This window comes from Streptomyces paludis, from assembly GCF_003344965.1.
Classification (GTDB): Bacteria; Actinomycetota; Actinomycetes; order Streptomycetales; family Streptomycetaceae; genus Streptomyces; species Streptomyces paludis.
In genome coordinates this window covers 5,296,083-5,318,625 of record NZ_CP031194.1, presented here as the reverse complement: position 1 = coordinate 5,318,625, position 22,543 = coordinate 5,296,083, and the positions used below count along the sequence as shown (strand labels likewise).

Sequence of the window (22,543 nt, the reverse complement as noted above, 5' to 3'; positions counted from 1 at the left end):
ACAAGTACAGCTGAGATAAGTAGAGCACGGTCCAGGGCTTCGGAGAAGCCACTGTTTCCGTGGTTAAGAACCTATGGGGATTCCCCGCGCGGGCGCAAACTATTTTTTCGTCCAGTTCGCCTCAGCCGTCCCCATCGCTCCCCACACCCTCCTCACCTGCGCAGATCGCCAGCACATCCGCTCCGAACCGGTCCATCTTCCGGACACCGACGCCGGAGATCACCGCCAGCTCGCCCGCGCTGCCCGGCACGGTCTCCGCGATCGCCATCAGCGTCTTGTCGGTGAACACGCAGTAGGCGGGCTGGCTCAGCCGCTCCGCCTGGTCCGCGCGCCAGTCGCGCAGCCGCTCGTACAGCCCCTCGTCCATGTCCGACGGGCAGTCCTCGCAGCGCATGAGCTTCATCTCCCCGGCGTCGGTGAGGGTCTTGCGGCAGACCCGGCAGCGCGCGGGACCGCGCTGCTTGCGCCGGGCCGGGCCGCGCTCCGCCGTCACGCCGGAGCCCGTCCGGAAGTCCCGGGCGCCGGAGGCGCCGGAGCCCGGCCGGAGCCCGCTCAGGAAGCGGGTGGGCCGCCGGGTCGCCCGGCCCCCCGGAGAGCGCGAGAGCGCCCAGGAGAGCGAGAGATGAACCCTCGCCCGGGTGACCCCCACATAGAGCAGCCGGCGCTCCTCCTCGACCTGCTCGTCGGTCTTGGCGTAGGTGATGGGCATCATCCCCTCCGTGAGCCCGACCAGGAAGACGGCGTCCCACTCCAGGCCCTTCGCCGCGTGGAGCGAGGCGAGCGTGACACCCTGCACCGTCGGCGCGTGCTGTGCGGCGGCCCGCTCGTCCAGCTCGGCCACCAGATCGGACAGCGTGGCGTCCGGCCTGGCCCGGACGAAGTCCTCGGCGAGCCGGACGATCGCGGCCAGCGACTCCCAGCGGTCCCGGACGGCCCCCGAACCCGCCGGAGGTTCGGTGGTCCAGCCCTTGGTCGAGAGCACGGCCCGCACCTGCGAGGGCAGCTCGACGACATCGTCGAGCAGCGCGTCGTTCCCCCCGAAGCGGGCGGCGCCGCGCAGCGCCGCGCCCGCCTCGCGCACCTCCTGGCGCTCGAAGAACCGCTCGGCCCCCCGGAGCTGATACGGCACGCCCGCGTCGGCCAGGGCCTGTTCGTAGACCTCCGACTGGGCGTTGATGCGGAAGAGCACGGCGATCTCGCCGGCCGGGACGCCGGAGGCGATCAGGTCCCGGATCCGGCGCGCGGTGCCCTCGGCCTCGGCGGGCTCGTCCCCGTACTCCGTACGGACCGGCTCGGGGCCGGCCGCGCGCTGGGAGATCAGCTCCAGCCGGTGCTCGGCGGCCCGGCCGCGCGCCTGGTTCAGCAGGCCGTTGGCCAGCTGGACGACCTGGGGGGTGGACCGGTAGTCGCGGACCAGCTTCACCACCGTCGCGCCCGGATGGCGGGTGCGGAAGTTCAGCAGGTGGTCGGGGGTGGCACCGGTGAAGGAGTAGATCGTCTGGCTGGCGTCACCGACGACGCACAGGCTCTCCCGCTCCCCCAGCCACAGATCCAGCAGCCGCTGCTGGAGCGGGCTGACGTCCTGGTACTCGTCCACCACGAAGTGCTGGTACTGGCGGCGGATCTGGTCCGCGATGTCGTGCCGGTCCTGGAGGATGCCGACCGTCAGCAGCAGGACGTCCTCGAAGTCGATCACCGAGCGGTCGCGCTTCAGCTGCTCGTACATCCCGTAGAGCTGACCGATCTCCGCCGGATCGCGCGGCGGCTCGCGCAGGGACTTGGCCACGGCGGCCGGATAGTCGGCGGGGACCGTCTGGGTGACCTTCGCCCACTCGATCTCGCTCGTGACGTCCCGCAGCTCGTTCCGGTCCAGCCGGATACGGCAGCGGGCGGCGGCCTCGGCGACCAGCTGGATCTTGCGGTCCAGCAGCCTCGGCAGCTCGCCGCCGACCGCCTTCGGCCAGAAGAACTGGAGCTGGCGCAGCGCGGCCGAGTGGAATGTGCGCGCCTGGACACCGCCCGCGCCGAGCTGCCGCAGCCGCCCGCGCATCTCGCCCGCCGCGCGGTTGGTGAACGTGACGGCCAGGATGCTGCCGGGCTGGAGGATCCCCGCCCGCACCCCGTACGCGATCCGGTGCGTGATGGCGCGCGTCTTGCCCGTGCCGGCCCCGGCCAGCACGCACACCGGCCCGTGGAGGGCCGTCGCCACCTCGCGCTGCTCGGGGTCGAGCCCGTCGAGCACCGCGTCGGCGTCCGGCGGCGGGGCCACGACCTGGCCGCCGCCGGATTCCTCCGGGAAGAGTGGGGAGTACGTTGCTGATGTCACCCCGCCATGCTGCCAGGTCGCCCGTGACCCCTGCGAAAGTTGTCCACAGGCGCGCCCCGATAGTCGTACGACTACGAGGGGAATGGTCGCCGGGCCCCGCGCGTTCGACAGAATGCGAGCGAACGACCCGCTCACGCGACACACATCCAGAGACAGAGGGAGCGTCGGAGACCATGCCGGGCACTGTGACGATGTACAGCACCACGTGGTGCGGATACTGCCGTCGGCTGAAGGGCCAGATGGACCGCGAGGGCATCGCGTACACCGAGATCAACATCGAGCACGACCCGGAGTCGGCGGCCTTCGTCGAGAAGGCGAACGGCGGCAACCAGACGGTCCCGACCGTGCTCTTCCCCGACGGCTCGACGCTGACGAACCCGTCGCTGGCCCAGGTCAAGCAGAAGGTCGGCGCCTGACCGCGAACGCGGGTGGCGCGTGCCAGCGCCAGGACCAGGAAGCCAAAGGAACGGGGGCGGTCCGGCCGTTGGGCACGGGGCCGCCCCTCCAGCTGTGAGTGTCGCGACTCCAGGCCAGGAGTAAAGGGCGCTCCTCCGTCGCGTCGCTGCGCGATGGGCTGCGCCCACCCTTGACACCTGCCCCGGAGCCGCAAGCGCGGCTTTTTGGGAGGGGCGGCCGGTGGGAGGGGGTTGCCCAGGGGGCCCGCTGCACTACCACTCGGCTCAGGGTCCGACGGCCCGGTGGTCGGATGCCCCTGCGGGGCACGCGGCAGAGGAATGGGGCTGCCCGGCCCGTCTCAGCGGCTGACGGCCGCCAGTTCCTCAGACACATGCCCCGCTGGTCACCGGGTGGGGGTGGTGGGGTTAGTGGGACGTGAGTGGCACCAAGTGGGCCCCTGAAGGCCGTCCATGCGCCAAGGAGTGCTCCTAACGCACCTGAGGACACACGTGCCGCCCAAGAAGGCCCTCAATAGGCCACCAAACCAGCCCATATGGGACATGCAGGCGGGGGTGGGCGTCCCGAGAGGCCGACCGGGCGGCAGGCCCCGTCCGACCGTGAAAAGTGGCCACCGGGACGCGTGTGGCACCAAGTGGACCCCTCAAGGCCGCCCATGCACCCAGGAGTGCCGCTAATGCACCCGAGGACACACGTGCCACCCGAGGAGACCCCCAGCCACCCACCAACCCGCCCCATATGGGGCGAATGGGTGGGATGTCCGGCCCGCAGGCCCGGCCGGACAGCAGAACCGTCCGCCTTCCGGGCACCACAGCGCGACGGTGACCAGCGGGGCTTGAGTCTCAGCACACAGCGGACCGTCAGCCGCCGAGCCGGTGCCGAGCCGCCCCATTCCTCTGCCGCGCAGCCCCGCAGGGGCTATCCGACCACCGGCCCGCCGGCCCCTGAACCGGCCGGCAGTACGGCAGGCCCCCCGGGCAACCCCCTCCCACCCGGCCGCCCCTCCCAACAAGCCGCACTTGCGACTCCGGGGCAGGTGTCAAGGGTGCAGCGAAGCGGAATCGGCGCAGCCGACGCGACGTAGGAGCGCCCTTTACACCTGACACGGAGACGCGACACTCACACCAGGAGGGGCGGCCCCGTCACCCCGCACCCCCGCCACCGACCCACCCTCGACAAACCCCGGCCCGCACCGCGTCACCGCGTCACCGCGTCACCGCCCCGCCGTTCCCCCTGCCCCCGCTTCCGGCCCCGGCCCCCGCCCCTCCCCGTGGTTCAGGACGTCGGCTTGGGTAGGGGCTTTCCGTACCACAGTTCGACCAGGCGGGCGGCGATCGAGATGCCTGCCGGTGGCAGGATCTCGCCGGACTCGATGGCGGCGCGGAGGTCCTCGCGGGAGAACCAGCGGGCCTCCTCGATCTCCTCGCCGTCCACCGTGATCTCCGACGAGGTGGCGCGTGCCATGAAGCCCAGCATCAGGCTCGACGGGAACGGCCACGGCTGGCTGGCGATGTACTCGACCTCGCCGACCGTGACGCCCGCCTCCTCGAAGACCTCGCGGACCACGGACTGCTCGATCGACTCGCCGGGCTCCACGAAGCCGGCCAGTGTGGAGAAGCGGCCCTCGGGCCAGTGGACCTGGCGGCCGAGGAGCGCGCGGTCCTCCTCGTCCGTGACCAGCATGATCACGGCGGGGTCGGTGCGCGGGTAGTGCTCGGCGCCGCACGCCTGGCAGCGGCGGATATGGCCGGCCGCCGCGATCACCGTGCGCTCACCGCAGCGCGAGCAGAAGCGGTGCAGCCGCTGCCAGTTCTCCAGCGCCACCGCGTGCACCATCAGGCCCGCGTCGCGCGCCGAGAGCAGGGTGCCGGCCTCGCGCAGCCCCGCCGGGCGCGCCGACTGGTCCATCCGGCCGGGCAGTGTGTCCTTCTGGAGCGCGAAGTAGCGGACTCCGTCCGCGTCCGTGCCGAGGAAGTAGCGGTGGGTCTCGGTGAGGGGCGCTTCGAAGGACGGGGTCATGACCAGTTCGGTCCGGCCGTCGGGGGTGTCGTCGATCAGCGCCTGGCCGCCGGACACCACGAAGACACGGGTCGTGGGATGGCTCCAGGCGGCGGCGAGCCATGCTTCGTCGAGGCGGTGGTGCGCGGCTCGGTCGATGCCGCTGTGGGCGGTGAGGCCGATGGGTCGGTGTGCGGTGGCGTCACTGCTGAGGGTGCTCACAGGTGTCTTCCAACTCCCCCGGGTGGTTTGGGTGTCGATCAGCGGAGTGCGTGCGGGCGTTCAGTGCGGGCGTGCGGGCGGTCAGTGGGTGGTGCGTGCGGGCGGGCGGTCAGGGAGGTGATACGGCGGCGACAGCGGCCGTGGCTGCCAGGACGGGGGCCAGGTCGCCCCAGAGGTAGGCGGTGGTCTCCACCCCTTTGAGGAGCAGATCGAGTTCGATCTTCTCGTTCGGCGCGTGCCAGCCGTCGGACGGTACGGAGATCCCCAGGAAGAGCACCGGCGCGCCCAGCACGTCCTGGAGATCGGCGGCCGGTCCCGAGCCGCCCTCGCGGGTGTAACGGACCTTCCGGCCGAAGGCGCGCTCCATCGACCGTACGACGGACTGGAGCGCGGGGTGGTCCAGCGGGGTCAGACAGGGGCGGGTGGCAGCGCCGAAGGCGATGGTGTGCCGGATTCCGGCCGGGATCCGGGCGGCGGTCCACTCCCGTACGGACGCTTCGATACGGTCCGGGTCCTGGCCCGCGACCAGCCGGAACGACAGCTTCAGCCGGGCCGACGACGGGATGATCGTCTTGCCGCCGGGCCCCTGGTAGCCGCCGCCGATGCCGTTGACCTCGGCGGTCGGACGGGCCCAGACGCGCTCCAGCGTCGAGTACCCGGCCTCGCCCAGGGTTCCGTGGGACGCGGCCGTACGCAGCCACCGCGCCTCGTCGAAGGGCAGCTCCGCGATCAGGGCGCGCTCGGCGGCGGTCAGCTCGGCGACCCCGTCGTAGAAGCCGGGGACCGTGACGCGCTCGTCCTCGTCGTGCAGGGCGGCGACGAGCCGGGCCGCGACCGTGGCCGGGTTCGGGACGGCTCCGCCGAAGGAGCCGGAGTGGATGTCCTGGTCCGGGCCGGACAGCTCGATCTCGCAGTCGGCGAGGCCGCGCATCCCCGTACAGACGGTCGGGGTGTCCTCGGACCACATCCCGGTGTCGGAGACGATCACCGCGTCGGCGGCGAGCCGGCCGGCGTGCCGCTCGGCCAGGGCGCGGAAGTTCGGGGAGCCCGACTCCTCCTCGCCCTCGACGAGGAGCTTGAGGTGGACGGCGGGGGTGGTGCGTCCGGTGGCGGCGAGGTGCGCCCGTACCCCGAGGGTGTGGAAGAACACCTGCCCCTTGTCGTCGGCGGCCCCGCGCGCGTACAGCCGGCCGTCCCGGACGACCGGTTCGAACGGGTCCGTGTCCCAGCCGTCCTCACGGGCGGCGGGCTGGACGTCGTGGTGGCCGTAGACGAGCACGGTCGGCGCGCCGGGGTCGGCGGAGGGCCACTCGGCGAAGACGGCCGGGGCGCCCGGAGTGTCCCAGATCTCGGTGACCGGGAAGCCGGTCTCCTTGAGTTTGGCGGCGAGCCAGTCGGCACTGCGCCGCACGTCAGCGTCGTGGTCGGGCTGGGCGGATACGGAGGGAATGCGCAGCCAGTCGGCGAGGTCGTCGAGGAAGGCCGTGCGGTGGGTCTGGATGTACGTTTGGACGACGCTGTCCGGGGTGTCGCTCATGACGTCGAGCCTAACGGGCCCGACGGGCGGTCTCGTCTGCCGGATGTGACGTTCGCTCGTCCGTGGCTGTGTCGTGGCTCTCGTCACCGCCCGTGCCGTCCGTGGCGCGGGTGTCGTGGGTGAGCAGTCGTTCCAGCTCGGGACGGCCGGGGAGGCGCTCGGGGCGGACGACCTCCCCGCTCCGTATGTATACAAAAGCCGCGGTCACCGCCGTCAGCGGAATGCCGAGCTGCTCGGCCCAGGCCAACCGGTAGACGGCGAGCTGGAGCGGGTCTGCGGTGCGGGTCCGGCCGGTCTTCCAGTCCACGATCTCGTACGTGTACGGGTGCGGCCGGGGGTGCGGGCCGGTGCCCGCCCCGGCGTGCGTGCCGGCGTGCGCCCCCGCGCCCGTGCCCGCGCCCGTGACCGAGGCCGGGGCCGGCTCGCGGTAGACGGCGTCGATACGGCCCCGGACCAGCCGGCCCGCGAGGCTGAGGTGGAAGGGCGTCTCCACCCGGTACGGGACGCGGCGGGCGTACGGGGTGCGTTCGAACGCGTCCTTGAGCGCGGCGAGATCGCGCTCGTCGATGATCTCGGGCTCGTCCTCGGGGCCGCCGGGCAGTTCGTCGGGCCCGAGCATCGGGAGGGGTGTCTCCTCGAACCGGGACTCCACCCAGGCGTGGAAGCGGGTGCCCCGGCGGGCGGCGGCCGGCCGGGGCGGGCGCGGCATGGGCCGGGCCAGCTCCCGGGCGAAGCCGTCGGGGTCCTCGGCCAGCCGCAGCAGGTCGGTGGCGGAGAGGGACGGCGGTACGAGGACATCGCGGACGGTGGCGCGGGCGCGCCGCAGCTCGCCTGCGAGGGCGTCGAGATCGCGGTCCCAGGAAGCGAGGGTGCGGGTCTCCTCCGGGGTGAGGGGGAGCGGCTCGTCGCCGGAGGGCGGCGCGGCGGCCGGCGGGCGCGGGGCGGGGACGGCCGCCGCCACCGCCGCCGGCCGGGCGGACTCCCAGGCGTCGTCGTCGGGTGCGTAAGGGCCGTCCTCGGGGTCCGGGTCCTCCGGGGGGAACTGGTCGCCCCAGAGGTCCCCCTCGTCCGGAACCTCAGGTTCCGGTACGGGCGCGGGCCCGTCCCCCGCCCCCAGGAGCGCATCCCCCAGAAGCGCGTCCGCCCGGAGCGCGTCGAGGTGTGCCAGGACCGTGTCCGCCGCCCGGTGGCGGCGCAGCAGGGACGGTCCGTCGAGCGGCAGCGGCCAGGGGCGCGGGGTGGTCTCCGCCTCCAGGGCCGGGTTCTGGTCGGACTCCTCCGGGGCGTCCGCCCACGCCTCGATCTCGCCGTGGCCGGCCGCGCAGTGGTCGTACAGGGCGTGCAGAAAGTCCGACGGGCCCCGGGGTCGCTTCTGGTTGGGCCCCCACCAGTGGCCGGAGCCGAGCAGCAGGGAGCGCGGCCGGGTGAAGGTGACATAGCCGAGGCGCAGCTCCTCGGTGTGCTGGTGCGCCTTCATGGCCTCCTTGAAGGACTTGATGCCCTTCGCGTCCCAGGAGGGCACCTCGGGGAGCGTCGGGGCGTCGCCGCGCAGCGGGTGCGGCAGGACCTTCGGCTGGAAGGTCCACGCCTCGCGGGCCTTGCTGTTGGGGAACTGTCCGGCGACGAGTCCCGGTACGGCGACGACATCCCACTCCAGTCCTTTGGACTTGTGGGCGGTGAGCACCTTCACGGTGTTCTCGCCGCCGGGCAGCGCGTTGTCCAGGCCCTTCTCGTACTGGGCGGCGGTACGGAGGAACGCCAGGAAGGCCAGCAGCCCGGCCTCGCCGTCGAGCGCGGCGAAGGAGGCCGCGATGTCGAGGAAGTTGCCGAGGGTCTCGCGGCGGCGGGCGGCCAGGGCGTGCGGGGACGCGGAGAGTTCGACGTCGAGGCCGGTGGTGGCCAGGACCCGGTGCAGGACGTCCATCAGGGGATCGGCGAGGGAGCGGCGCAGCTCGCGCAGCTCGGCGGCGAGCCGGGCGAAGCGGACCCGGGCGGCGGCGGAGAAGGGCAGCCCGTCCTCGGGGGCGCCCGCCGAGTCCAGGAAGGTGTCGAGCGCGTCGGCGAGGGAGACGACCTCGGCGGGGTCGGTGCCCTCGACGGCGGCGGCGAGCCGGGCGGCGAGGTCGTCGTCCGCGCCGGCGCCGGATCCCCGGTGGACCAGCAGCCGGGCCCGGCGGCCGAGGAGCGCCAGGTCGCGGGGGCCGATGGACCAGCGGGGGCCGGTGAGCAGCCGGACGAGCGAGGCGTTGGCGCCGGGGTCCTGGAGGACTTCGCACATCGCGACGAGGTCGGCGACCTCGGGGAGGTGGAGCAGCCCGGAGAGCCCGACGACCTCGACGGGCACGTCGCGGGCGACCAGCGCGCCCTGGATCTCCGGGAAGTCGCCGGCCGTACGGCACAGGACGGCGATCTCGCCGGGCGCCTTGCCGGTCCGCACGAGGTGCGCGATGGAGTCCGCGAGCCAGTCGATCTCCGCCGCGTGGGTGGGCAGCAGGGCGCAGCGCACGCCGCCGTCGCGCTCGGCGCCGGGCGCGGGCCGCAGCGCCTCGACGCCTTCGTGCAGGGCGCGCAGCGGGGCGGCGAGGCTGTTGGCGAGGTCGAGGAGCCGGCCGCCGCTGCGGCGGTTCTCGCTGAGGGAGAACCGGGCGGCGGGGGTGCCGTCGGCGCCCGGGAAGTGGGCGGGGAAGTCGTCGAGGTTGGCGACGGAGGCGCCGCGCCAGCCGTAGATGGCCTGGCAGGGGTCGCCCACGGCGGTCACGGCGTGGCCCGTACCGCCGCCGAAGAGGCCGGAGAGCAGCAGGCGCTGGGCGACGGAGGTGTCCTGGTACTCGTCGAGGAGGACGACGCGGAACTCGTCCCTGAGGAGGGTGCCGACCTCGGGGCGGGTGGTGGCGAGTTCGGCGGAGAGGGCGATCTGGTCACCGAAGTCGAGCAGGTCGCGGGCGCGCTTGGCCTCGCGGTAGCGCCCGACGAGTTCGAGCAGCTCGCGGCGGGCGGTGGCGGTCTCGGGGAGCTTGCGCAGATCGGCGTTGGAGAGCCGGACGCCGTCCAGGGACGCGAGCAGTCCGGTGTCGTACGCGGCGAGGTCGGCCGGCCGTACGAGATGCTCGGCCAGCTCGGCGTCGAGCGCGAGCAGGTCGCTGACCAGCGCGGGCAGCGTCTTGGTCAGCGCGGGGTACGGTCCCGGGGCGTCGCGCAGCACGCGCGCGGCGAGCTGGAAGCGGGTGGCGTCGGCGAGCAGCCGGGTGGACGGCTCCAGCCCGATCCGTAGCCCGTGGTCGGTGAGGAGGCGGCCCGCGAAGGCGTGGTACGTGGAGATACGGGGCTCGCCCGGGGGGTGGTCCGGGTCGGCGGCGTCGGGGTCGGTGACGCCCGCCCTGACGAGCGCCTTGCGGACGCGCTCGGCCAGCTCGCCGGCCGCCTTGTTGGTGAACGTCAGCCCGAGCACCTGCTCGGGCGCGACCTGCCCGCTCCCCACCAGCCACACCACCCGCGCGGCCATCACCGTCGTCTTCCCCGACCCGGCACCGGCCACGATCACCTGCGGGGCGGGCGGCGCGGTGACGCAGGCCATCTGCTCCGGGGTGAAGGGGATCCCGAGCAGCTCCTTGAGCCGCTCGGGGTCGGTGAGGCGAGGTACGGACATGTCGGGAAGGCTATCCGGCACCACTGACAACGACGGGGCACCGGGCTTGCCCCCGGCCCGGCCCCGGCCGGCATTGGTGCCGCCACCCCGGCCGGTAGCGGGCCACCCGTGCGGCCGGTGCTCAGGGGCTCGTAGACACCGGCGGGTGAGCACGGGAGCCGAGGCAGCAGGCCATACGGACATTCCTCTCCGTGGGGGCTACCGCTGGGACTCGTGTGTCATTCCACGATTTGCCGGCCCTCGGGCCGCGCGCTGCATGACGCGCGGAACGTGCAGTGGGTGCAGTGCTGGCCGGTGGTGGGGGTGAAGCGTTCGTCGAGGACGCGGCCGGCGGCGGTGGTGAGGAGTTCGCCGACCCACTCGCCCGTCAGGGGCTCCTGTGCCTGGATCTTGGGGAGCTGGTCGCCGCCCTCCTTGGCGGGGGCCGCCTGGCGCAGGTGGACGAGTTCGGCGCCGGCGGAGTCCGGGCGGTCGCCGTCGAAGAGGTCGTCGAGGGCACCCTCGCGCACGGCGAGCTGGTAGACGGCCAGCTGGGGGTGGCGGGCCACCTCGTCCTTCGTGGGGGACTGCTTGCCGGTCTTGAAGTCGACGACGTACGCCCGGCCCTGCGCGTCGCGCTCGACGCGGTCCATGGAGCCGCGGATCCGTACTTCGTACGGACCCGCTTCGAGGGTGACGTCGAAGCCGTGCTCCGTGGCGGCGGGGGTCCGGCCGCCGCGGTCCATGACATGCCACTTGAGGAAGCGTTCGAGCGCCACGCGCGCGTGCTCCTTCTCCTGCTGGGACTTCCAGGGCGCGTCGAAGGCGAGCGCGTCCCATACGGAGTCCAGCCGGCTCATGAGGACGGCGAGATCCGCGGGGGTACGGCCGGAGGCGACCTCGTCGGCCAGGACGTGGACGACGTTGCCGAACCCCTGCGCGGCCGTGGCCGGCGCGTCCGCCTTCACCTCGCGCCCCAGGAACCACTGGAGCGCGCAGGTGTTGGCGAGCTGGTCCAGCGCGCTGCCCGAGAGCGCCACGGGCCGGTCGCGCTCGCGCAGCGGGACCTCGCCGTGCGTCGGTTCGTACATCCCCCACCAGCGGTCCGGGTGCGCGGCAGGGACGAGCGGCCTGCCCTCCTCGTCGCTGAGCGCCGCGAGCCTCGCCAGCCGCCGGGCCGCCGCGTCGCGCAGCGCCGGGCTCGCCCCGGGGTCGACGGTGGTGGCCCGCAGTTCGGCGACCAAGGGGGCGACGGCGAGCGGGCGGCGGGGGCGGGCGGTGATGTCCCTGGGCTCGACGCCGAGTTCGGTGAGGAAGCGGGAGGGCTGGTCACCGTCGTCGGCGGGCGCCTTGACGGCGGTGACAACGAGCCGGTCGCGCGCGCGCGTGGCGGCCACGTAGAAGAGACGCCGCTCCTCCGTAAGGAGGGCGCCGGGCGTGAGCGGCTCGGCCAGTCCGTCCCGGCCGATCCGGTCCGCCTCCAGCAGCGAGCCGCGCCGCCGTACATCCGGCCAGAGCCCCTCCTGGACGCCCGCGACGACCACCAGCGGCCATTCGAGCCCCTTGGCACGGTGCGCGGTCATCAGACGTACGGCGTCGGGGCGCACCGTGCGCCGGGTCAGTGTGTCGGCCGCGATGTCCTGCGCGTCCAGCTCCTCCAGGAAGTTCAGCGCGCCGCGCCCCCCGGTACGCCGCTCGGCGCGAGCCGCGGCGTCGAAGAGCCCGCAGACGGCGTCGAGGTCACGGTCGGCGTTACGGCCGCCGGCGCCGCCGCGCAGGGCGGAGCGTTCGAGCCGGCCGGGCCAGGGGGTGCCCTGCCACAGCTCCCAGAGAGCCTCCTCCGCGGTGCCGCCCCCTTCGAGCCGCTCGCGCGCCGTGTGCAGGAGCGCGCCGAGCCGCCGCGCGCCCCGCGCGTACGCCGTGTCGTGCGCCACCAGCCGCTCCGGCTCCGCCAGCGCCCGGGTGAGCAGCACGTCGGACGGTGCCGGGACGGCCGCGCCGCCGGCCCGCTCCTCGTCCCGCAGCGCCCGCCCGAGCCGCCGCAGATCGGCCGCGTCCATCCCGCCGAGCGGCGAGGCCAGCAGCGTGAGCGCGGTCTCCGTGTCCAGCCACACCCCGGAGCCGGACGCGGTATCGGACGCGGCGGCGGACCCGGTGCCGTCCCGCGACGCCTCCAGCGACGCCGTCGCCACCGCCCGCAGCGCCGTCAGCAGCGGCGCCACCGCCGGTTCGTGGCGCAGCGGCACATCGTCGCCGTCCGTCTCCACGGGGACGCCCGACGAGGTCAGCGCGCGGCGGACCGCCGGGATCGTACGGCCGCCGGACCGGACCAGCACGGCCATGGCGCTCCAGGCGACGCCGTCCTCCAGATGCGCGCGGCGCAGGATGTCGGCGATGTTGTCCAGCTCCGCCGACGGCGTCGGGAAGGTGTACGTCTCGACCCGGCCGCCCTCCCGTACCGCCGCCGGCTCGCGGTGGGCCCGTACCGCTCCGGCGGGCAGCCGGGTCAGCGGCATCCGGCGGGTCAGCAGCCGGGTCGCCGCGAGCAGCCGGTCCCCCGAGCGGCGGGAGGTGGTGAGCACCTCCACCGGCGCCGGGCGGCCGTCGGCGCGCGGGAAGGCGTCGGGGAAGTCGAGGATGCCGTTCACATCGGCGCCCCGGAAGGTGTAGATCGACTGGTCGGGGTCGCCGAAGGCGACCAGCGTGCGCCCCCCGCCCGCCAGCGCGTGCAGGAGCGCGACCTGCGCCGGGTCGGTGTCCTGGTACTCGTCGACGAACACCGCGTCGTAGCGCGCCGTGATCCGCGCGGCGACCTCCGGCCGGTCCGCGAGCCGGGCCGCCCGGTGCACCAGCTCGGTGTAGTCGAGGACCCCTTGCAGCTCCAGGACGTCCAGATACTCGGCGAGGAAGGACGCGGCGGCCGACCAGTCCGGCCGTCCGGTGCGCCGGGCGAACGCCGCCAGCGCGTCCGGTTCGAGGCCCAGTTCGCGGCTGCGGGCGAGGACGGCCCGGACCTCGTCGGCGAAGCCGCGTGTCGTCAGACACGCCCGCAGCTCGTCGGGCCAGCGCACCCGGCCGCGCCCCTCGCGCTCCAGCTGGAGCTGGCCCGCGAGCAGTTCGCGTACGGCGAGATCCTGCTCGGGACCGGAGAGCAGCCGCAGCGGCTCGCTGAAGAGATCGGCCTCCTGGTGGGCGCGGATCAGGGCGTAGCAGAAGGAGTGGAAGGTGGTCGCCTGCGGTCCGCGCGTGCCGCCGAGCCGGACCGCCATCCGGTCGCGCAGCTCCACCGCCGCCTTGCGGCTGAAGGTCAGCACCAGGATCCGCTCGGGGTCCGCGCCCCGGGCGACCCGCGCGGCGACCGATTCCACGAGCGTCGTCGTCTTGCCCGTCCCCGGTCCGGCCAGCACCAGCATCGGACCGGCCGCGTGATCAACCACCCGGCGCTGCGCCGCGTCCAGCACAGGAGGGGCCACCGGGGCCGGCGGGGTGCGCACCAGCCGGTACCCGCCCGGGGTCCGCTGCCGGACGGCGCGGTTCGGCCGGCGTCCGGGGGCGGCCATGGCGGCGGACCCGGTGAAGGACCCGGTCGAGAACCCGGTGGAAGCCCGGGGGGAAGACCTCGGGGAGGAAGGGATGGTCACGTGGTTCGCCGGTCCTGGAAGGCTGGTGGAGGTGCTGGTGCGGGTACGGATGCGGGTGCGGGCGCTCGTGCTGGTACGGGTGCGGGCGCCTGCGCTGGTACGGGTGCGGGCGCCTGCGCTGGTGCTCGTGCCGGTACGGCGGGGGTTCGGCGCGCCGTCGACGCTACGCGCCCCGGTCGGGCCGGCCCGCGCCCGGGTCCCCGCCGGGAGCCTCCCCGGCACCCCCGCCTGCCGCCCCGCCGACGCCGTGTCTCCCGTCACGCGGTCCGATGCCGGAAGCTGTCATATGTGAGCCTTTTCGCCCAAGTCGGTGCCGCCCAGGTCGGTACCGTCCGTACCGCTGTCGCCCGTAACGGTGCCGTCCGTACCGCCGCCGTCCCACCGCGCCCGCTTCATGTCCAGCCGCGGCAGATGCCCCTCCGCCGCCCGGCCGGCCGCGCGCAGCGGGGTGCCCTCCTCGCGGTAGTGGTCCAGCGCGCGCAGTTCGTGGCCGGGCAGGAACGCGCCGTCGGACCGCACCACGCGCCACCACGGCACCGCGCCGCCGTAGAGGGCCATGGCCCGGCCCACCTGGCGCGGCCCGCCGTCGCCGAGCCACTCCGCGACATCGCCGTACGTCATCACTCTTCCGGGCGGGATCAGCTCGGCGACCTCCAGCACGCGTTCCGCGTACACGGGCAGCGCCGGCGCGTCGGACTCGTCGTTCGTCATCCGTCCCATCCTGCCGCACACCACCGACACCCCGCGGGCCCCCGCCGGAACACGGCGCCGGAGCGTTTCCGCGCCGTCACCCTGTGTACGTACGTACGCAAAGGGCCGCAACTCGCGCGCCCGATGCCCCCGCATTGCACCCTGATGCCCCCGTCTGTCATCCGCTCGTGCCACCATCGTGCGGGCGGTGACTGGTGATACGAGATCAAGAAGAGACCGATTCGGCGAAGGGGCGGGCCGTGCAGCCTTCCGAGGCAGCGGGTACCTCCGGCGACGAGTCGCGTCCCGACGGCGACGAAGCGTTCGCCGGCGCGACCCGGGCGGATGACGGCGTGCCCCGCGCGGACGGCGTCGCGACCCCCGCCTCCCCCGCCTCCCCGACGGATGACGGCGCGACCCCCGCCGACGACGGCGCGCCGCGCGCCGAGCGGGTCTCCGGTGACGAGCCGCTGCTCGCCGCCCGTGTCCACCGCCCCTCCGACCTGCTGCGCCTGCTCATCGGCGTCCTCGCCATCGCGCTCGTCCTCGGCCTCTCCGCCTTCGCCCTCGGCACCACCTCCGGGCTCGAACAGGACATCAGCAAGGGCACCGGGCAGGCCCCCGACCTGATCGTGAAGCTGGCCGGCCTGGTCTCCAGCATCGCCGTGCTGCTCGTGCCGGTCGCGTTCGCGATCGAGCGGCTGATCAAGCGCGACGGGCTGCGCATCGCGGACGGAGTGCTCGCCGCCGTCCTCGCGCACGGCGTCACGCTCGCCACCGACCTCTGGGTCACCCGGGCCGCCCCGGACTCCATCCAGGAGGCGCTGACCCGGCCCCAGCTCGGCGGCGCCGGGATCACCGATCCCGTCCACGGCTATCTCGCGCCCGTCATCGCCTATATGACGGCCGTGGGGATGGCCCGCAGACCCCGCTGGCGCGTGGTGCTCTGGGTGGTGCTGCTGCTCGACGCCTTCGCGATGCTGGTGGCCGGATACACCACGCCGTTCTCGATCGCGCTGACCGTACTGATCGGCTGGACCGTCGCGTACGGCACGCTCTACACGGTCGGCTCGCCCAACGTACGGCCCACCGGGCAGAACCTGATGGCGGGTCTGCGCCATGTCGGCTTCCGCCCGGTCAGCGCGATGCGCGCCGAGGAGACCGACGACAGCACCGAGCAGGGCGACCGGGGGCGCCGCTATCTGGTCACCCTGGAGGACGGCCCGCCGCTCGATGTCACGGTCGTCGACCGCGAACAGCAGGCCCACGGCTTCTACTACCGGTTCTGGCGCCGGCTGACGCTGCGCTCCATCACCACCCGAAGATCCCTCCCCTCCCTGCGCCAGGCCCTCGAACAGGAGGCCCTCCTGGCGTACGCGGCCATCGCCGCCGGCGCCAACGCCCCCAAGCTGATCGCCACCTCCGAGCTGGGCCCCGACGCCGTCATGCTCGTGTACGAGCACCTCGGCGCCCGGTCGCTGGACTCCCTGCCGGACGAGGAGATCACCGACGATCTGATCCGGAGCGCCTGGCGCCAGGTCAAGGCGCTCCAGTCGCGGCGGATCGCGCACCGCAGCCTCACCGGGGACGCGTTGGTGGTCGACCGTACGGGCAAGGTGATCCTGACCGAGCTGCGCGGCGGCGAGATCGCCGCGGGCGATCTGGTGCTGCGGATGGACACCGCCCAGATGCTCACGACGATGGGGCTGCGGGTGGGCGCCGAGCGCTCGGTCGCGGCGGCGGTCGAGGTGCTTGGCCCCGACGCCATCGCCGACGCGCTGCCGCTGCTCCAGCCGATCGCGCTGAGCCGCTCCACGCGCGCGACGCTGCGCCGGCTGGCCCGCGAGCGCTCGCAGCGCGAGCGCGAGGCGGTGCTCCAGGCGTCCGAGGCGAACAAGCGCGCCCGGATGGGGGACGCGGACGTCCTCGCGGCGGACGGCGACCGCGCCCGCAAGGCCGCGCGCAAGTCGCTGCGCGCGGAGAAGCAGGCGGAGAAGCGGGCCATAGACGACGCGCTCGACGAGGCGCGCGAGGAGGATCTGCTCTCACAGATGCGCCGTCAGGTGCTGCTGATCCGGCCACAGGCGCCGGTCGAGCCCGTACGGCTGGAGCGGATCAAGCCCCGTACGCTCTTCAGCTTTATCGCCGGGGCCGTCGCCGCGTACTTCCTGCTGACGCAGATCACGCAGGTGGACTTCGGCACGGTCGTCAGCGACGCGCACTGGGGCTGGGTGCTGGCGGCGCTGGCGTTCTCGGCGCTCAGCTATGTCGCGGCGGCGATGAGCCTGCTCGGCTTCGTCCCGGAGCGGGTGCCGTTCGGACGGACGGTGATGGCACAGGTCGCCGGGTCCTTCGTCAAGATCGTCGCCCCGGCGGCGGTCGGCGGGGTGGCGCTGAACACGCGCTTCCTCCAGCGCTCGGGGGTACGGCCGGGGCTGGCCGTGGCGAGCGTCGGCGCGTCGCAGCTCTTCGGGCTCGGCGCGCACATCCTGCTGCTGCTGTCCTTCGGCTATCTCACCGGTACGGAGAAGACGGCGTCGCTGACCCCGTCGAGGACCGTGATCGCGGGGCTGCTGACGGTCGCCGTGCTGGTCCTGGTCGTGACGGCGATCCCGTTCCTGCGGAAGTTCGTGGCGACCCGGCTGCGGTCGCTGTTCGCCGGGGTGGTGCCGCGCATGCTCGATGTGCTCCAGCGGCCGATGAAGCTGGTCACGGGCATCGGCGGGATGCTGCTGCTGACGGGCGTGTTCGTGATGTGTCTGGACGCCTCGATCCGGGCGTTCGACAACGGCAACCAGCAGCTCAGCTACGCGAGCATCGCGGTGGTCTTCCTCGCGGGCAACGCCCTGGGCTCGGCGGCGCCGACACCGGGCGGGGTGGGCGCGGTCGAGGGCGCGCTGACGCTGGGTCTGCTCGCGGTCGGGCTGCCGAAGGAGGTCGCGGCGCCGGCGGTGCTGCTCTACCGGCTGCTGACGCTGTGGCTGCCGGTGCTGCCGGGGTGGCTGAGCTTCTCGCATCTCACCCGTAAGGGAGCCCTGTAGCCCGCCGGGGACCGAGGGCGGCTCCGTAACCCGCCGGGGTCCGAGGGCGGCTCCGTGACCCGCCGGGGTCCGAGGAGCGGTCACCGTAGCCCGCCAGGTCCCGAGGCAAGGTCTCCCGGCGGGCCGTCTCCGGGGGCCGTCTCCGGGGGCGCAAGGCCGCTCCGCCACCCGCATGGACCGCGGCCCCGCGCGGCCCCCACCCGCCGGGCGCACGATGGATCCATGCCAACCTCCTCCGCCAGGCGCGGCACGGCGCTCGCCGTCACCGCCGCCGCACTGCTGGCCGCCGCCGGCTGCTCCGACAGCACGGGATCCGGCTCCGGGACCACCGGGGCCTCCGGGCAGACCGGGACCACCGGCGCCCCCGTACGGGCGAACTCCCCCGCCGCTGCCGCCCGGCCCTCGGAGCTGCCCGGGAACCTCGTGTCCCAGCGGCTCGGCTGGAAGGCGTGTCCGGCGCCGTCGGCCTCGGAGGGCGGCGGCCCGTCCCCGTCCCCGCTGCCCGGCGGGACCCAGTGGGAGTGCGCCACCATGAAGGTGCCGCTCGACTACGCGAAGCCACGCGGCGACACCATCGAGCTGGCCCTCATCCGGGCGAAGGCGCGCGACACCAAGCGGCGGATCGGCTCGCTCATCTTCAACTTCGGCGGGCCCGGCGGCTCCGGCATCACCGGGCTGCCGGCCTTCGCGAGCGACTACGAGAAGCTCCGGGCCCGTTACGACCTGGTCAGCTTCGACCCGCGCGGGGTCGGCCGCAGCGCGGGCATCCACTGCGAGAACGACCGGCAGCTCGACGCGTACTTCGCCCAGGACGGCAGCCCGGCCACCCCGGCCGCCGAGAAGACCTTCGTCAAGGGGCTCGCGGACTTCGCGGCGGCCTGCGAGAAGAACTCCGGCAAGGTGCTGCCGTACGTCGGGACGACCAACGCGGCGCGCGACATGGAGCTGATGCGCCAGGTCCTCGGCGACAAGAAGATGCACTACTTCGGGATCTCGTACGGCACCGAACTCGGCGGCGTCTACGCGCACCTGTACCCGAAGTCCGTCGGCCGGGCGGTCTTCGACGCCGTGGTCGATCCGACGCAGGACTCCGAACAGGGCTCGCTCGGCCAGGCGAAGGGCTTCCAGCTCGCCCTGACCAACTTCGAGAAGGACTGCGTCGCCCGCGCGGGCTCCTGCAAGCTGCCCGGTACGACGCCGAAGGAGATCGAGTCGTTCATCATCAAGCTGCTCGACCGGATCGGCAAGCAGCCGATCGCGGGCATCGGCGACCGGCGGCTGACGCGGACGCAGGCCACCAACGGCATCGCCCAGGCGCTGTACTCGAAGGAGTTCTGGCCGTATCTGGAGCAGGGGCTCGACGAGGCGGACGGCGGCAGCGGCGCGCTGCTGCTGGCGCTCTCGGACTCGATGAACGGACGCGACCAGTACGGGAAGTACAGCAACATCCAGGCGGCCAACGCGGCGGTCAACTGCGCCGACTCCAAGGAGCGTTACACCCTGGCGCAGACGAAGGCGAAGCTGCCCGAGTTCCGGGCGGCGTCGCCCGTCTTCGGGAACTTCCTCGGCTGGGGGCTGATGAGCTGCTCCAAGTGGCCGGTGGCGGGCGAGTGGACGCACCCGGACGTCCACGCGCCGGGCGCGGCCCCGATCGTCGTCATCGGCAACACCGGTGACCCGGCGACGCCGTACGCGGGCGCGCGGGCGATGGTGAACGCGCTGGGCAAGGGCGTCGGCGTGGAGGTCACGTACCACGGCCAGGGGCACGGCTCGTACGACAGCGGGGACCCATGTGTGCAGAGCGCCGTCAACGACTATCTGCTGAACGGGAAGGTCCCGGCGGCGGGGACGGTCTGCGACTGACGGCAGCGGTGACACGACGAAGGGGCCGGCCGTACGGATACGGCCGGCCCCTTCGTCGTGTGTCGCGGTCTAGTAGACCGGCTTGCTCGGCTCGATCTGGTTGACCCAGCCGATCACGCCGCCGCCGACGTGCACCGCGTCGGAGAAGCCCGCCGACTTGAGCACGGCGAGGACCTCCGCGCTGCGGACGCCCGTCTTGCAGTGCAGGACGATCTTCTTGTCCTGCGGCAGGGCCGCCAGGGCGGTGCCCATCAGGAACTCGTTCTTCGGGATCAGCTTGGCGCCCGGGATGGAGACGATCTCGTACTCGTTGGGCTCCCGGACATCGATGATCTCGATGTTCTCGCCGTCGTCGATCCACTCCTTGAGCTGCTTGGGAGTGATCGTCGACCCGGCCGCCGCCTCCTGGGCCTCCTCGGACACGACACCGCAGAACGCCTCGTAGTCGATCAGCTCGGTGACGGTCGCGTTCGGGCCGCAGACCGCGCAGTCGGGGTCCTTGCGGACCTTGACCTGGCGGTACTGCATCTCCAGGGCGTCGTAGATCATCAGCCGGCCGACCAGCGGGTCGCCGATGCCCGCCAGCAGTTTGATCGCCTCGGTGACCTGGATGGAGCCGATGGACGCGCAGAGCACGCCCAGGACGCCGCCCTCGGCGCAGGAGGGGACCATGCCGGGCGGCGGGGGCTCCGGGTAGAGGCAGCGGTAGCAGGGGCCGTGCTCGGACCAGAACACGCTGGCCTGGCCGTCGAACCGGTAGATGGAGCCCCAGACGTACGGCTTGTCCAGCAGCACACAGGCGTCGTTGACCAGATAGCGGGTGGCGAAGTTGTCCGTGCCGTCCACGATCAGGTCGTACTGCGCGAAGATCTCCATCACGTTCTCGGCCTCAAGCCGCTCTTCGTGCAGGATCACGTTCACGTACGGGTTGATGCCGAGGACGGAGTCCCGCGCGGACGCCGCCTTCGACCGGCCGATGTCGGCCTGGCTGTGGATGATCTGGCGTTGCAGGTTCGACTCGTCGACCTCGTCGAACTCCACGATGCCGAGGGTGCCGACACCGGCCGCGGCCAGGTACATCAGTGCCGGGGAGCCGAGGCCCCCGGCGCCCACACACAGCACCTTCGCGTTCTTCAGCCGCTTCTGACCGTCCATCCCGACGTCCGGGATGATCAGATGACGGGAGTACCTGCGGACCTCGTCGACGGTCAGCTCGGCAGCGGGCTCGACCAGGGGTGGCAACGACACAGAGACCTCAACAAGGGGGTTGGTCGGTCATTCAATACGGATGTTCTCCCTGTAACACTGCCACGGCCCTTCTCATTCCGAGACACCCGGTCCGACTCGCGAGACGATCTCGTCCCAGTAGCCGGGCAGCCCCTCGAAGGGGCTGTGCCAGGCCGTCCGGCCGTCGGGCTGACCCGTCCGGTCGGTGAAGAAGATCGTGCCCGCGCCCTGCCAGCGGGCGATCCGCATCGCCTCCTCCAGATGGCCGCGCGGCACTCCGTGGACGAGATGGACGAAGCGTCCGGCCGGATAGTCCGCCGTCCAGGAGGCCGCCTGTGACCAGCGGTAATCCGCCCACGGTCCGGAGAAGGTGACCAGCTGGTCGGCGATCTTGGCGTAGCCGGGGTGCGGGTGCCGGCCGTGGCCCAGCACGAGATAGCCGCCGTCGTACCGATTGCGCCGGTCGTACGCCGCGTACGCCGCAGAAGCGCCGTACGCGGCGCTGCCGTACGCGCCGCCGCCACCGCCGTTGTCGAGCAGCGCTTCGAGGGCGGCCGTCGTGCGCCGTACGCCGGGGAGTTCCGCGAGGCTCGCCGGGCACCGGTCGAGGAAGAACCCGCCGACGCGGTACCAGTCGAGGAAGCGCCCCGCGTCGGCGACGAGTTCGCGCAGCGGCCGGGCGCCGTACGCCAGGTCGAGATGGCCGAGCACCCGGGCCCCGGCGTTGGTGAGCCGGCCCGCCGCCGTCAGGCAGTCCGGGTCGGGCCGGTCGCCGGGGCCGCCCGCGACATTGAGGACGGCCCAGTGCAGCGGGGTGCCCGGACGGGCCAGCTCGGCCCACTCGACCGGGGCGAGCAGCGGATGCGCGTACCCCGGCGCGCCGAAGCCGAGCCGGCTCCCCTCGGTGGCGGGGAGCCGGCCGCCCGCGCTGGTCAGATACGGCACGCCGCCTCCATCCAGATATCGGCGAGTGACTCCTCCAGATTGATCCGGGGCCGCCAGCCCAGCCGGTCGCGCGCGGTGCGTACGTCCGCCTGCTGCCAGCCGCCGCAGCCGTCGGGGTACGGGAAGGGGCCGACGCCCAGGTGCTCGGCCGGCTGCTCGCCCCGGGGGTGGCCGATGGCGGCGTGGCCCGGGCGCAGCGGCCGGGGGTCGCCGGGGCCGCCCTGACCGCCCGGCAGATCGATCTCGTGGAGCGCTCCGGCGTAGCCCGCGACCCTGGCCAGCACGGCGGCGGCGTCGCGGAGCTTGACGGCGCGTCCGGTGCCGATGTTGACGATGCCCTGCGCGGCGGAGAGCGAGGCGGCGTGCACGGCGCGCGCCACATCGCGGACGTCGACGAAGTCGCGCTGGACGCCGAGGCCGCCGAGCTTCAGCTCGCCGTCGCCGGCCTGCATGGCGCGGCGCATGGCCTCGGCGAGCCGGCCGAGCGGGGAGCCGGCGGGGGTGCCGGGGCCGACCGGGGAGAAGATCCGCAGGACGAGGGCGTCGAGCCCGGAGCCCAGCACGAGTTCGGAGGCGGCGAGCTTGCTCACGCCGTACGGGCCGCCGGGGCGGGGTACGGCGTCCTCGGCGGTGGACGAGCCCTGCGGGGAGGGCCCGTACTCGGAGGCGCAGCCGAGCTGGACGAGCCGGGCGCCGCAGCCGCTGCGGCGCAGGGCCTCGCAGACGGTGGCGACGGCGACGGTGTTGTGCCGGGTCAGCTCGCGGGCGCCGCCCCGGGTGGCGCCCGCGCAGTTGATGACGACGCCGGGGTGTACGGCGTCCAGGAAGCGGGTGAGCGCTCCGGGGCTGCCGCCGGCGAGGTCGAACCGTACGTCGGCGTCGTCGCCGCGGCCGAGCGCGGTGAGGTGCACGGCGGGGTCGGCGAGCAGCCGGTCGGCCACGAAGCGGCCGAGGAATCCGTTGGCGCCGAGCAGGAGGACCCTCATCGCGCGGCCCCCGTGTGCCGACGGTCCG

The 22,543-nt window shown here is 73.5% G+C and carries 13 protein-coding genes; 4 read left to right on the top strand and 9 right to left on the bottom strand.

What is annotated here, in order from left to right; genetic code table 11:
* Positions 1-121: 121 nt before the first annotated feature.
* Complete coding sequence (locus DVK44_RS23495; protein WP_331461631.1) at positions 122-2,326, bottom strand: ATP-dependent DNA helicase UvrD2; 2,205 nt, start codon at positions 2,324-2,326, stop codon at positions 122-124.
* Positions 2,327-2,499: 173 nt separating this feature from the next.
* On the opposite strand from DVK44_RS23495, the gene DVK44_RS23490 reads away from it, so the two are divergent.
* Positions 2,500-2,742: a mycoredoxin gene (locus DVK44_RS23490; protein ID WP_114661462.1), complete on the top strand. Its 243-nt coding sequence runs from the start codon at positions 2,500-2,502 to the stop codon at positions 2,740-2,742.
* Between the two features lie 1,273 nt (positions 2,743-4,015).
* Here the strand turns inward: DVK44_RS23490 and nudC are convergent.
* The 4 genes from nudC to DVK44_RS23470 form a co-directional block, all read right to left on the bottom strand.
* Entirely contained in the window at positions 4,016-4,960 is a 945-nt protein-coding gene (nudC, locus tag DVK44_RS23485; RefSeq protein ID WP_114661461.1) for an NAD(+) diphosphatase, read from the bottom strand.
* Between the two features lie 109 nt (positions 4,961-5,069).
* Positions 5,070-6,497, bottom strand: coding sequence for a dipeptidase (locus tag DVK44_RS23480; protein ID WP_114661460.1), 1,428 nt, complete (start codon positions 6,495-6,497; stop codon positions 5,070-5,072).
* A 10-nt stretch (positions 6,498-6,507) separates the two neighbouring features.
* Positions 6,508-10,143, bottom strand: coding sequence for an ATP-dependent DNA helicase (locus tag DVK44_RS23475; protein WP_114661459.1), 3,636 nt, complete (start codon positions 10,141-10,143; stop codon positions 6,508-6,510).
* A gap of 218 nt (positions 10,144-10,361) precedes the next feature.
* Positions 10,362-13,682: an ATP-dependent helicase gene (locus DVK44_RS23470; RefSeq protein ID WP_114661458.1), complete on the bottom strand. Its 3,321-nt coding sequence runs from the start codon at positions 13,680-13,682 to the stop codon at positions 10,362-10,364.
* Between DVK44_RS23470 and DVK44_RS36485 the strand changes: the two genes are divergently transcribed.
* Positions 13,681-14,055: a hypothetical protein gene (locus tag DVK44_RS36485; RefSeq protein WP_162794026.1), complete on the top strand. Its 375-nt coding sequence runs from the start codon at positions 13,681-13,683 to the stop codon at positions 14,053-14,055. The genes DVK44_RS23470 and DVK44_RS36485 overlap by 2 nt on opposite strands.
* Here DVK44_RS36485 and DVK44_RS23460 read toward each other — a convergent pair.
* Positions 14,046-14,483, bottom strand: a complete 438-nt coding sequence (locus DVK44_RS23460) for an MGMT family protein (protein WP_114661457.1) — start codon at positions 14,481-14,483, stop codon at positions 14,046-14,048. The genes DVK44_RS36485 and DVK44_RS23460 overlap by 10 nt on opposite strands.
* 230 nt (positions 14,484-14,713) lie before the next feature.
* Between DVK44_RS23460 and DVK44_RS23455 the strand changes: the two genes are divergently transcribed.
* Both DVK44_RS23455 and DVK44_RS23450 read left to right on the top strand, forming a co-directional pair.
* Entirely contained in the window at positions 14,714-17,494 is a 2,781-nt protein-coding gene (locus tag DVK44_RS23455; protein WP_114661456.1) for a lysylphosphatidylglycerol synthase domain-containing protein, read from the top strand.
* Positions 17,495-17,716: 222 nt separating this feature from the next.
* Positions 17,717-19,357 (top strand): alpha/beta hydrolase, encoded by a 1,641-nt coding sequence (locus tag DVK44_RS23450; RefSeq protein WP_114661455.1) that lies wholly within the window; start codon positions 17,717-17,719, stop codon positions 19,355-19,357.
* Positions 19,358-19,426: 69 nt separating this feature from the next.
* Here the strand turns inward: DVK44_RS23450 and moeZ are convergent, their stop codons facing one another.
* The 3 genes from moeZ to DVK44_RS23435 all read right to left on the bottom strand — a co-directional run bounded on the left by moeZ (position 19,427) and on the right by DVK44_RS23435 (position 22,515).
* Positions 19,427-20,605, bottom strand: coding sequence for an adenylyltransferase/sulfurtransferase MoeZ (gene moeZ, locus DVK44_RS23445; protein WP_114661454.1), 1,179 nt, complete (start codon positions 20,603-20,605; stop codon positions 19,427-19,429).
* Between the two features lie 72 nt (positions 20,606-20,677).
* On the bottom strand, positions 20,678-21,529 hold the full coding sequence (locus DVK44_RS23440; RefSeq protein WP_114661453.1) for a spherulation-specific family 4 protein: 852 nt from the start codon (positions 21,527-21,529) through the stop codon (positions 20,678-20,680).
* Positions 21,517-22,515, bottom strand: a complete 999-nt coding sequence (locus tag DVK44_RS23435; protein ID WP_114661452.1) for an NAD-dependent epimerase/dehydratase family protein — start codon at positions 22,513-22,515, stop codon at positions 21,517-21,519. Before DVK44_RS23435 ends, DVK44_RS23440 begins: the two co-directional genes overlap by 13 nt.
* Between the last annotated feature and the right edge of the window lie 28 nt (positions 22,516-22,543).